Here is a 12,105-nt window from a genome sequence, read left to right on the forward strand (position 1 = left end):
CAACGCCGACCGTCGGAAGCAAGCGCCTCCGGGCAGCATCGGCTGCGCGATCAGGGCGGAGACAGATCCGCCCCTGCCGCGAGTCGCTGGGCAACACGCTTCGCGAACGGGATCAGGAAGGACTGCGCAGCGGCCTGATCTGCCTGCGCTGCGTACGTGACGGAATGCTGGATGCCGTTCGCATCACGCCAGGCGACGAGATAGGGCGCATCGGGGCGCACGCGCACTGAACGTGGTTTCCCGAACTCGAAGCCGTCCTCTTCAATGAGCGTGTGCAGTCTGGCCTCGGTTGAAAGCGTTCCGCCCCCGGGGGCGGTCGCGCGGACGTGCTGGGCCAGGATCACGTTGTGACCGGCGCAGGTTGCGTAAGCGGTCTGGCCCGTACTCGCGACGGTCATGGTGGTCTCGAGCCTTCCGGTAGTGCCGATCGTGCGCCCTGGGTCCATGGCGCCGCCCACGTTCATCCGGCCCGATCCTTGGATGAAACTGCTCAGGATCGAACAGTCTTCCTGGCGGAGCGCCGATGCGAGCCTGGAGTCGGGCGCCGGGGTGCTTCCACCACCGGCGGCTGCGACAGCCGCTTCCTCGAAGCTCAAGGTCGGCGGCTCTGCAAGCGTGTCGGTCGCCGCCCAGGCCGAACCGATGAGTGCCGCCGTGAGAAGCGTGGTTCGGGTGCGCATCGCAGTTCCTTTCAGATGGTCGGCGCCGGCGGGAGCGCAGCGGTACGGTGAGCATGGGCAGGACATGCTTTTATTGCAAGTGACTCCTATTCGCATATAGCATACTGCGGTCGGACGTCAGCCTTCCGCCGCGTCCTTGATGGCCCGTCTCGGGCCTCGTTCTGGGGAACAATCCGTGCAGTACCCCCATGCCCACGTTGCTGGCCAGCGCGTGTCAGTGCTGGCTGCGTGCCTGTTTGCCGCCTGCCAGGCCCACGCCCAGAGCCCGCCCTCTCCCGGCCCCGGCCCCGGCCCCGAACCGACCACGCTCGACGAGATCGTCGTGCGCGGCGAGAAGACCGAACGCTCGCTGCAGGACACCACCGCCAGTGTCGCGGTGTCGACCTCGGCGAGGATCGAGCAGGAGAACCTGCTCAGCCTGTTCGACATCCTCAACCGCACCGCCAACGTGTCGCAGATGTATGGCGACCGCGGCTTCACCATCCGCGGCATCGCCAGCGAAGCCGGCGCCCCGAACCCGCTGGCGACGATCTATGTCGATGGTGCGGCGCTGCCCAGCCAGGTGAGCGATGCGGGCCCGACCGACCTGTGGGACATCGCCCAGGTCGAAGTGCTGCGCGGCCCGCAGTCGACGATCCAGGGCGAGAACGCGCTGGCCGGCGCCATCGTGTTGCGCACCGAGGATCCGACGATGGATTGGTCCGGTCGCGCCCGCGTGCTGCTGTCGGATCCGTCGGACCGGCGCGTCGCCTTTGCCGGCGGCGGTCCGCTGGTCGCCGACGAACTGGCCTTCCGCGTGGCGGTGGAGGACCGCTCGTTCGATGGGTTCGTCCACAACCCGACGCGCGGCGTCGGCGAGGACGAGCGGGAATCGACGATGGCGCGCGCCAAGCTGCTGTGGACGCCGAAGGGCATCGACGGCCTGACCGCGCGCCTGACGTACACGCGCGACGATCGCCAGGGGCCGTACATGTACGCCTATTCGCGCAACGACGTACCGGACTACTACAACCACCGCATCAACCTGTCGGACTATCCGGGCTCCACCGATGCGCTGGCCCGGATCGCCACGCTCGAAGTGGACTACGCGCTGTCCGACCGTTGGTCGCTGTCGGCGGTGACGGCGTGGTCGGACACCGACATGCAGCGCAAGTTCGACACCGACCTGACCGAGCGTCCGGAAGCCTATGGCGACACCGACGAACAGTACGGCACGTTCTCGCAGGAATTCCGCGCGCACTACCGTGGCGAGCGCCTGCGCGGCCTGATCGGCCTGTATGCGTCGCAGCGCGAGACGGACAACGTCAGCATCAACCGCACCAACGTGGACACGCCGGTGTCGACGATCGCCGCCGTGTTGCAGGGGGCCGGACTCGACGCGCCGACGGCGAACTACGTGGCTGGCTTGTACGCGCAGGCGGTGCCGGTGATCCCGGTCGACTACGCCAGCGATGGCCAGTCGCGTTCGCGCAACGTCGCGCTGTTCACCGATTTCGAAGTCGACCTGACCGCGCGCCTGGCCCTGCTTGGCGGCTTCCGCTACGACCGCGAGGAATACCGTTTCGGCGCGGTCGCCGTCGCGGACTTCGCCGGCACGCTACCCGACCCCGTGGCGTTCGGTCCGCAGCTGGCGCCGGCCATTGCCGGCATCAACCAGGCGGTGCTGGGCATGGTGCAGCAGGCCAACAGCGAGACCCCGGAATCGACGCGCGACTTCGACGCCTTGCTGCCCAAGCTCGGTGTGCGCTACGCCTGGACGGACGATGTCGCCACGGCGCTGGTCATCCAGCGCGGCTACCGCTCCGGTGGTTCCACGTTCAACATCGCGCGCGGGCAGAACTACGCCTATGACCCGGAGTTCACCTGGAACGCCGAACTGTCGCTGCGCTCGCAATGGCTGGACGACCGGTTGACGCTCAACGCCAACCTGTACTACATCGATTGGGAGGACAAGCAGGTCACCGCATTGTTCGGCATCAACGACTACGACTACCACACGGTCAATGCCGGCAAGGCGCATCTGTATGGATTCGAAGTGGAAGCCAGCCATCGCGTCGGTGAAGCGTTCGATTGGTACGCATCGGTCGGCTACTCGCGCACGCGCTACGACGAGTTCAAGACCATCCTGGGTGCGCAGATCAACGACTACACCGGCTCGGAGTTCGCCTATGCGCCGCGCTGGACCCTGGCTGTTGGCGCGAACCTGCGCTTCGGCGATCACTGGCTGGCCAACGTCAACGCCAACTACCGCAGCGATGTGACGCCGGACATCGGCAGCGATGCGCGCCGGTTGTCGTCGCGCACGCTGGTCAACGGCCGTTTCGGCTACGAGAACCCCGACTGGAGCGCTTACGTGTTCGCCAGCAACCTGTTTGACCGGGGTTATACGCAGTACGCCTGGTCGGACGACAGCCCGAACGTGATCCTTGGTGCCCCGCGCGTGGTGGGCATCGGTTTCGACTATCGCTGGTAGTCCTCGGCATCCGCCACACGGAGTCTCCATGAAGAGCGTCGTCTACCTGTTGCCCGCACTGGTCGCCTCGCTGGCGTTCTACCTGGCCTGCGCGCACCAACGTTTCGCGCCGGGCTTGAGCGCGCGGAAGCGTTCGCTGCGTGCCATCGCATGGTTGTGCACCTTCCTGGCGATCCTGCTGGCCTACGCGCAGCTTGGGGTGTGGGCCGGTGTGTTTGCCGCGCTCACCGCGCTGATGATGGGGCTGGTGGCGCTTCCGTACCTGGATGCGTGGTGGCACGCGCGACAGGAGAAGCGCCATGTGGGGTAAATCGCTGGCCGCGGCACTGCTCGGCCTGCCGCTGACGGTGGGCATCGTGGGACTGCTGGCGTTGCACTGGCCGGGCGAACTCCCGCGGGTGACCTTGCCGTGGCTGCTGATGTCGTTTCCGATCTGGGTGGCGGTGATGTCGGGTGCGTTCCTGTTCAAGTCGGGCCTGCGCGCATGGCTGTGGATGGGCGGCGCGACGCTGCTTTGCTTCGGCCTGATCCATATGTCGAAGTTGCTCGGCTGGGCGACGGAGCTGCCGGCATGAAGGCGGCCACGCTGCGTACTTACCTTTCTGTCCATACCTGGGTCGGACTGGTGGCGGGCATGGGCCTGTTCATCGCGTTCTATGCGGGTTCCATCATCGTGTTCGTGCACGAGTTGCAGGGCTGGGAGCGCCCCGCCGAAACAGCGCCCGCGCAGGATGTCGGGTTCGCGCGGGCACAGCTGCTGGTGGACCGCGTGCTGGCGAAGCATCCGGAGGCGGATCACGCCTTCTTCGTCACGCTGCCGGGCGAGCACGGTCCGCGGCCACTGCTGTACTGGTACGACGAGAAGACCGCCGAGCAGCACAAGTTCACGCTGGAAGGCGAGGGCCTGCACCAGGCGCCCGCGCGCGCCGGCTTCGTCGAGTTCATCTACGACCTGCACTTCACCGCCGGGCTGCCGCGTACGGCAGGCATGTACCTGTTCGGTGTGTTCTGCATCCTCTATGGACTGGCGCTGGTGAGCGGCGTGGTGATCTACGCGCCCGGGTTCCTGAAGGACCTGTTCGCGCTGCGGCTGGGACGGAACATCAAGCGCATGTGGCAGGACGCGCACAACGTCATCGGCATGCTGTCGCTGCCGTTCCACGTGATCTTCGCGTGGAGCGGCGCGGTGCTCACCATCGGCTTCATCATGCTCGCGCCTTTCCAGTTCCTGGTGTACGAGAACAAGCTGCTCGGCATCCTGGAAAGCGACTTCGACGTGGCACCGCACGTGGAGCCCGCGGGTGTAGCGCGTCCGATGCTGCCGGTGGCGGAGCTTGTCCGGCGCGCGGAGCTGGCATTGCCGGGGCTGGCCGTTGAAAGCCTCTCGTACCACGAAGCCGGTGATGCCCATGCGCAGGTCACCCTGTATGGCGAGCTGCCGCAGCGGCAGCTCAACGCCATGGGCGGCGTGGCGCTGAATGCTGCCAGCGGCGAGGTGATCAAGGCGCTGCCGCCGAAGGATTACCCGCCGGGAATGGCCTTCCTGCGCGGCCTGCAGCACCTCCACTACGGCAACTTCGGCGACACGGCGGTGAAGTGGCTGTACTTCCTGCTGGGCATGGCCGGCGCGTTCCTGTTCTACAGCGGCAACCTCCTGTGGATCGAGGCGCGCCGCAAGCGCCGGGACGTGGCGCAGCCGCGCCGCACACGCGTGATGGCGGGACTGACGCTCGGTGTCTGCCTGGGCTGCGTGGCGGGCGTGTCCGCCGTATTCGTGGCGGCGGCGCTGAGGCCGTCGTGGGCGTCATCGTCGGTGTACTACGCGGTCTTCTTCGCCGGCCTGGCGTGGGCGCTGCTGCGTCGTCCCGCGCGCGCGGCCCAGGAACTCCTGTGGGTGTGTGCCGTCATGACGGCGGCGATCCCGGTGGCTGGCGCGGTCGCCTCGGGTGAGCACGTATTCGCAGCGTTCGCGCAGGGGCATTGGCACCGCTTCTTCATCGATGCGACCGCACTGACGATGGCGGTCGCCTTCTGGCGAATGGCGGTCGCCGTCAGCCGTCGCTCGCGGTCGGGCGATCCGCACAGCATCTGGGCCGATGCACGGGCGAGTTGATTGCCGTCATCGCGGCCATGTTCGCTTCAGAACTGACGTGGACATGCCCGGGTTCCGCCACTCCTCCCCATAGCCAGGCTTGAAGCAGACGTTTGGCGGAACCCACGATGCCTCTTGGCGGTATTCAGGCCGTGCCCCGCCTGTTGATGGCGGATGGCGGAGAGCGCGCATTCGTCGGGACCTCTCCGGCGAAAAGTAAATTAATTTACTTGTCCGGCCGAAGCGATGAGCTGCGTTGCCAGCTTTTGAAGGGTCGGTGTGCGGGCTACCTGGAAAAGCGGGGGCTTTTCCTGCCCGTGATGATCTCGTGCGCCGAGTCTGGATGGACGTATGCGAACCACTAACTCGACTCCAGGGGAAACCTATGCGCAGCATGATTGTGGGGTTCGGACTTCTCTTTTTTCCTGTCGCCGGCTTTGCCTCGGACAATACGGGTACAGACGCCAGCACTGGCGCGCCCGACGGGCAGACAGGCGCAACAAGCGCGGCGCCCCTGCCCGTAACGCCGGCAAGTACTAGTGGCCAAGATGAGGATGGCGTCGAGAAGGAACTTGAGCGACAAACCCGAGTGGCTCAGAAGCGGGTTGCCCTTCTGGAAGAGCAGAAGAAGCTTCAGGCGGCCCAGTTGGAGGTCGTGAGAGCCGAATACCCAGTCGCTCCAATCACCGACCTCAAGAAGGGCGATACCACTACTTACGAGCAAACATCGTTCCTCGCGAACTGGGCGCTGTCAGCGAACCTGGAGCGATTGGTGCCTCCTGCCTCGGACATAAGCAGGTATTGCGAAGGAAAGGGTCCAACCCTCGTTGCGGGAGACGACACGAACTACGCGTCGAAGCTTCTGGCGGCCCGCATGATCGACGAGACGATCAAGGCATTGCTGGAACAGGCTGATACATGGAACGATGCTGCAATCGCAGATGCGAAGAAAGCTGCCGGAAGGGCTGCCAAGAAGGACGGCAACGGCGCCGGCAAAGGCGAGGTGAACAGGGAATCCGGTGCCATCAAAGGATTCGCGATAGCGCAGTCACTTGCTACGCAGACGCTTGACCTGATCAAGTACTTTCGCACCGATATCGAATTCAAGGCCGCCACAGTGAGTCTTCCGACGCAGACACTCAGGTCTGCAGTGGCGCAGCATTGCCCGAACAGCAGGTTGCCTGAACTATCGGTTCCCACCAAAGGCGACCTGTTGACCAACTATGCGAAGTTGACGACGTTGGCGGAGTCGATACGTGCTCGGACCAGGGAAGACAGTAGCGCAGGGATGCTGGCGACACTGAAAGCCGAGGGGCTTTCCCTGGTCGCCAGCATAGATGCGATAAAGGCCCAAGCGGTGCCGACGGGCCAGAGCCAGGTGTCGCCTATTGTCGAAGCTGCGCAGATCCTGGGCCACTCGGACATCAAGCAGATACTCAGCGTCCGCATCAATGACCAAGGTGCGACGGTCTACAAGCGCTCGAATCTGTTCTTCCTGTCGCCCAAGGTCTCGTACGTCGCGGCCATTGGCGTGAACTACGTGATATCCGATGTCAGTACGGGGACGGTCCGTTGGCAGAAGACCATGCTTCTCAAGACGCAGTTGAACCAGAAATTCTCCCGGTGGAGCCCAGAGGCCTCCGGAATCGATGCGACAAGCAGTGGTCAGACGACTGGCCGCCTCCAGCGTACGACTACGGTGCTGGAGTAGACAGCCATGACCACAGAGGCTGCACTCTCCATTGCGGTGGATGCTGGAGAACGACTGGCTCATGTCCGTTCGAAAGGCACGCCAAGTCACCGCGGCGCTGACCGCGAAGAGGTGGGTGATCGGATCATTCGGGAGCAACGCACTGGAGACGGAAGACGGAACTTCTCGACCAGGACGATTGATGGAAATGATGACCGCCAGCCGGTAGCGCGCCCCACGTTCTATCCGTATCGCGCCATATTTAGGATCACTATGCGCATGAACGGCGTTCTAGTGGGCGGAACGGCTTTTCTTGTTGGACGACGAACGCTGCTGACGGCCGGTCATTGCCTGCACGAGCGGGGTGTGGACGCAGAGGAGCTGCGCGTGTTCGACGTCAGCGGGCAGGAGTACCCATTCAGGGAAGCCAGCAGCCTTTCAGGATGGGTGCATGATCAGGATGACGCATTCGATCTGGCTTGCATCCAACTTGCCCAGGACGCAGGTCAGTCGCTGGGCTTCTTCGGAACACGCGTCATCGGCGGCCAGAAAATACTGGGGACCTATGCCATCGCGGGTTTTCCCCAGGATGTCGGCGATGGAGGGACTCTCTATGACGATACCGGAAACGTGAGGGAGCAGGGAAAACTGCTCAACTACAGCATAGACACCGAACGCGGTCAGAGTGGTTCGCCTCTCTTCTTCATCAATCAGGGACGAGCGTTCGTTGTGGGCGTGCACATCCAGGGCGCGACTGCAGCGAATCGCTACAACAAAGCGCTTAGATTCCGGCCTGACGTCATCGAGCAGATCAGGAAGTGGATACAAGCAGGAGACAGTGCTTGAGGTGCTCCATGCCCTGCGTTTCATCGGATGGATCGCTCGTGATCCAAAGCACACCGGCGGTGACAAGGCGCGCGTGAGGTCTCGAAGGGCGAATCCGCGGCCGAAGGCGTGCATCAGAAGACAGCAGGAACCCAGTCACCGCATGGCCATCCGCGCTGACGCGCGGTGAAGCAGGGTCCCTCCGCGCAGGAGGGACGCGGCTTCAGGGCGGTGACGGAGATCGGCACGACCGGACGCTGCGCGTTCCGGTCGTGCGTGCGCGGCTCAGTGCGGGCTGGTTCCTGCCGGGATCAGGGTGTCGATCAGGAAGGTTCCTGACGAGCTCGGCGGCCTGGCCCGCGCCCATGCCCGATGGGGTGTCGCTCGAACGCTCGCCCGGGCCGGCCTGCGTGGCAGGCTCGGCGATCTCGGCGGCGGGGTGACGGGCGGGTTCCATATGCAGCTAGACGAACAAGACCAGGGAAAGTGAAACGGCTCGGTCCCTGGCGCCGGATCGTGGGGCGACCCCGAGTTAGCCAGATTCTTGTGCGCCGCGTCAAACCGGGCTGCGCAGTGCGGGTGTCCCGCTCAGCCCGCGGCGCGTGCGGCCCGCGTCACCCGTGGCAGGGCGTTGAGCTGCACGGCGACGTAGTCCATGTGGCCGCCGGCGACCACGCGCGCGCGCTCGGCGTCGCGCTGCAGGATCGCCGCCAACAGGGCGTCGTGCTGCAGGCGCAGTTGCTGCGAGACCGGCGATTGCGGCGACAGGCCGGCGAGGCTGACCTGCACGTGGTCGTGCAGCAGCGCGAGCAGCGAAGCGATGAGGTAGGAGAAGACCGGGTTGTGCGTCGCGTCGGCGATCGCGCGGTGGAAGGCGACATCGCTGCGGATCTGCGCCAGGCGGTCGCTGCCGCTGTAGGCCGCATCCACGGCCGCGTGCGCCGCCTGCAGGCGCGCGCGGTCGCCATCGTCGTGCCGCAGCGCCGCCAGTTCGGCGGTGCGGCCTTCCAGCATGGCGCGGAACTCCACCAGGTCCGCCTGCAGCATCGGATGGTTGCGCGCCATGTCCTGCCAGATCTCCGCCATCCGGCGCTCGGTCGCGGCGATGACGTACGTGCCGTCCCCTTGCCGGCGCTCCAGCACGCCGCGCGCGACCAGCCGGCCGATCGCTTCGCGTGCGGTGGCGCGCGACACCTGCAGGCGTTCCGCCAGCGTGCGCTCGGCGGGTAGCCGTCGGCCGGCGACGTAGCGCCCGTCCGCGATGCCCTGTTCGAGGTGGCGGGTGACCTGGGCGACCTGGGACGACATGGCGGCCTGCGTACTGGATTGGTCTGACCAATATACCGCTCCCGGCAGGCCGGCACAGACTCCGGTCCGGACAAGACAGACCCGCCCGCCATGCGCTCGCCAGATCCTGCCGGCTCCTCCCCCCCTCGGGATGTGTATGTGTTCGCCACGTGCGTGGTGGACCTGTTCATGCCCGATGCCGGCCTCGATGCGATCGCCGTGCTGGAGCGCCTGGGCTGCCGCGTGCACGTCCCCGACGCGCAGACCTGTTGCGGCCAGCCGGCCTACACCAGCGGATTCCCCGAAGAATCGCGCCGGGTCGCGGCGGCGCAGCTCGATCTGTTCCCGCAACCGTGGCCGATCGTGGTGCCTTCGGGTTCGTGCGCCGGCATGATGCGGCACCACTGGCCGCGCCTGTTCGAAAACGATCCTGCACGGCAGGCGCAGGCACGCGGCATCGGCGCGCGCGTGGTGGAGTTCAGCGACTTCCTGGCGGCCACCGATCTGCCGTTACCCGTCGCCGCCACGAACGATCCGGTGTCGGTGTGCCTGCACACGTCGTGCAGCGCGCGCCGCGAAACCGGTGCGCTGGCCAGCGGCCGTCGCCTGCTGGAAGCGCTGCCGGGCGTCGAGCTGAAAATCCAGGCGTATGAATCCGAATGCTGCGGGTTCGGTGGAACGTTCGCCGTGAAGCAGCCCGAGATTTCCGCTGCCATGGCGGGCGACAAGGCCGACGCGCTGAGCGCCAGCGGCTGCGATGCCTTCGTCAGCGGCGATTGCGGTTGCCTGCTCAACCTCAATGGCACCCTGGCACGTCGCGAGGCCGCATTGCAGGGCCGGCATATCGCCAGCTTCCTGCGCGAGCGCTGGGGCCTGCCCGCGCCGGAGGGCGGCGCATGAGCGCATCCGCGGCGCCGTCGCGCGCTCGCAGCGCGATCCTCTCGCGCCTGCGCGCCGCCGCCCCCGTGGCGCTTGCTGCGCCCGACGTCGCCGCGCACTACGCAGAAGGCGAGGCGTTCCCGCACACCGGACAGCGCGAGCGCTTCATCGCGCAGGCGCGCGGCTGGCGTGCCGAGGTGGTGGAGACGGATGCGAACGGATGGCCCGCCGCCCTGGCTGCCGTGCTCGCGGCCAAGGGCGTGCAGCGCCTGATGGCAGGTCGCGATACGTCCATCGCGGCGGCATTGCAGGCGAACGACCTCGGGGCCGCGCTGGACTGGTACGACGCGCCCATCGAAACGCTCAAGCCGGTGCTGTTCGACACGATCGACGCGGGCATCACCACGACCCTCGGCGGCATCGCCGAAACCGGCAGCCTGATCCTCTGGCCGGATGCGCGCGAACCGCGCACGCTCTCGCTGCTGCCGCCCCTGCATATCGCCGTCCTGCGTGAGGAAACGCTGCAGCCGACGCTGCACGCCGCCATGCGCCAACAGGACTGGGCCGCGGGGCTCCCGACCAACGCGCTGCTCGTGACCGGTCCTTCCAAGACGGCCGACATCCAGCGGTTGCTGGTCTACGGCGCGCACGGTCCACGCGAGCTGGTCATCCTGCTGCTCCGCGCGGAGCCCGCGGCATGAGCGCCCAGCGCCCCATCGCCGATCCCGTCTCCTTCAAGGACAACGCGACGCTGGTGCTCGCCGATCCCGTGCTGCGCCGGGGATTCCGCGGCGCCATGGACTACCTGGCCGACAAGCGTGCCGCGCAGTTCCCCGACCAGGACGCCTTCGAACGCTTGCGCGGGCTGGGTGAACACATCCGCAAGCGCGCACTCTCGCGGCTGCCCGACCTGCTGGAGCAACTGGAGCAGGCCCTGCACGCGCGTGGCGTGCACGTCCATTGGGCCGAAGACGCCGCCGATGCCAACCGCATCTTCCTGGACATCGCCCGGCGCCACGACGCGACCATGATGGTGAAAGGCAAGTCGATGGTCAGCGAAGAGATCGAGCTGAACCATCGCATGCAGGAGCACGGCGTCTCCTGCATCGAGACCGACATGGGCGAGTACATCCTGCAGCTCGACGGCGACCGGCCCAGCCACATCATCATGCCGGCGATCCACAAGACCAAGGAAGACGTGGCGGCGATCTTCGCCGAGCACATCCCGGGCGCGGGTTACACCGAAGACGTGGACCAGCTCATCGCGATCGGGCGCGCCGCGCTGCGCGACAAGTTCCGGCAGGCGCGCATCGGCGTCTCCGGCGTCAACTTCATGGTGGCGGAGACCGGCTCGCTGGTGCTGGTGGAGAACGAAGGCAACGGACGGCTGTCGACCACGGTGCCCGACGTGCACATCGCGATCACCGGCATCGAGAAGGTCGTCGAGAAACTGGAGCACGTGCCGCCGCTGTTCACCTTGCTGACGCGATCGGCGACGGGCCAGGCCGTCACCACCTACCTCAACATCATCAGCGGGCCGCGCCGCGAGGGCGAAAAGGACGGTCCCCGCGAAGTCCACCTGGTCCTGCTGGACAACGGCCGCAGCCAGGCCTTCGCGGAAGAGAATTTCCGCGCCACGCTGCAATGCATCCGCTGCGGCGCGTGCATGAACCACTGTCCGGTCTACGCCCGCATCGGCGGCCTTTCGTACGGCACCACGTATCCGGGGCCGATCGGCGCGATCATTTCGCCGCACCTGCTGGGCCTGGAATCGACGCGCGATCTGCCGACGGCCTCCAGTCTCTGCGGCGCTTGCGGTGATGTGTGCCCGGTCGGCATCCCGATCCCGGACCTGTTGATGCGCTTGCGCGAAGCGGGACGGCATCGCGCTCCCGCAATGCAACAACGCGAACCGTTGAAGGGGCAGGGGGCAGTGCGTAGCATCCCGGAGGTCATCGCCTGGAAGGCATGGCGCATGCTGTATTCGCATCCGGTGCGGTATCGCCTGTTCGCATGGATCGCTTCCCGGCTGCGCGGCCTCACGCCGGCGCGCCAGGGAGGCTGGACACGTTCGCGCACACCGCTGACACCCGCGCCACGTTCGTTGCGCGAGCGGTTGCGGGCATCGCGCACCACCGCCAGACACGATTCGCAGGAGGAGCAAGGGAACACGATCTAG

Annotated in this window: 11 protein-coding genes; 9 read left to right on the top strand and 2 right to left on the bottom strand. The window is 66.3% G+C overall.

What is annotated here, in order from left to right:
• Positions 1-50: 50 nt before the first annotated feature.
• Positions 51-680, bottom strand: a complete 630-nt coding sequence (locus ASD72_RS06915) for a hypothetical protein (protein ID WP_056879203.1) — start codon at positions 678-680, stop codon at positions 51-53.
• Positions 681-855: 175 nt separating this feature from the next.
• Here ASD72_RS06915 and ASD72_RS06920 point away from each other — a divergent pair, with 175 nt between their 5' ends.
• The 6 genes from ASD72_RS06920 (at position 856) to ASD72_RS20475 (ending at position 7,781) form a co-directional block, all read left to right on the top strand.
• Positions 856-3,153 (top strand): TonB-dependent receptor, encoded by a 2,298-nt coding sequence (locus ASD72_RS06920; RefSeq protein ID WP_235577959.1) that lies wholly within the window; start codon positions 856-858, stop codon positions 3,151-3,153.
• 28 nt (positions 3,154-3,181) lie between these two features.
• Positions 3,182-3,463 (top strand): hypothetical protein, encoded by a 282-nt coding sequence (locus ASD72_RS06925; RefSeq protein ID WP_056879204.1) that lies wholly within the window; start codon positions 3,182-3,184, stop codon positions 3,461-3,463.
• Positions 3,453-3,728, top strand: coding sequence for a hypothetical protein (locus ASD72_RS06930; RefSeq protein ID WP_056879205.1), 276 nt, complete (start codon positions 3,453-3,455; stop codon positions 3,726-3,728). The genes ASD72_RS06925 and ASD72_RS06930 overlap by 11 nt, the downstream gene beginning before the upstream one ends.
• Complete coding sequence (locus ASD72_RS06935; RefSeq protein WP_056879206.1) at positions 3,725-5,266, top strand: PepSY-associated TM helix domain-containing protein; 1,542 nt, start codon at positions 3,725-3,727, stop codon at positions 5,264-5,266. Before ASD72_RS06930 ends, ASD72_RS06935 begins: the two co-directional genes overlap by 4 nt.
• Before the next feature lie 364 nt (positions 5,267-5,630).
• Positions 5,631-6,956: a hypothetical protein gene (locus ASD72_RS06940; protein ID WP_056879207.1), complete on the top strand. Its 1,326-nt coding sequence runs from the start codon at positions 5,631-5,633 to the stop codon at positions 6,954-6,956.
• 6 nt (positions 6,957-6,962) lie between these two features.
• On the top strand, positions 6,963-7,781 hold the full coding sequence (locus ASD72_RS20475) for a trypsin-like peptidase domain-containing protein (RefSeq protein WP_081420196.1): 819 nt from the start codon (positions 6,963-6,965) through the stop codon (positions 7,779-7,781).
• A gap of 567 nt (positions 7,782-8,348) precedes the next feature.
• On the opposite strand, the gene ASD72_RS06950 is transcribed toward ASD72_RS20475, so the two are convergent.
• Positions 8,349-9,068, bottom strand: a complete 720-nt coding sequence (locus ASD72_RS06950; protein WP_056879209.1) for an FCD domain-containing protein — start codon at positions 9,066-9,068, stop codon at positions 8,349-8,351.
• 138 nt (positions 9,069-9,206) lie between these two features.
• Here ASD72_RS06950 and ASD72_RS06955 point away from each other — a divergent pair, with 138 nt between their 5' ends.
• Genes ASD72_RS06955 through ASD72_RS06965 form a run of 3 tightly spaced genes read left to right on the top strand, consistent with a single transcriptional unit; the run spans position 9,207 to position 12,105 of the window.
• Entirely contained in the window at positions 9,207-9,947 is a 741-nt protein-coding gene (locus tag ASD72_RS06955) for a (Fe-S)-binding protein (RefSeq protein WP_235577960.1), read from the top strand.
• On the top strand, positions 9,944-10,627 hold the full coding sequence (locus ASD72_RS06960; protein WP_056879211.1) for an LUD domain-containing protein: 684 nt from the start codon (positions 9,944-9,946) through the stop codon (positions 10,625-10,627). Before ASD72_RS06955 ends, ASD72_RS06960 begins: the two co-directional genes overlap by 4 nt.
• Positions 10,624-12,105 (top strand): LutB/LldF family L-lactate oxidation iron-sulfur protein, encoded by a 1,482-nt coding sequence (locus ASD72_RS06965; protein WP_056879212.1) that lies wholly within the window; start codon positions 10,624-10,626, stop codon positions 12,103-12,105. The genes ASD72_RS06960 and ASD72_RS06965 overlap by 4 nt, the downstream gene beginning before the upstream one ends.

It is taken from the genome of Pseudoxanthomonas sp. Root630, from assembly GCF_001427585.1.
In the GTDB taxonomy this organism is placed as follows: Bacteria; Pseudomonadota; Gammaproteobacteria; order Xanthomonadales; family Xanthomonadaceae; genus Pseudoxanthomonas_A.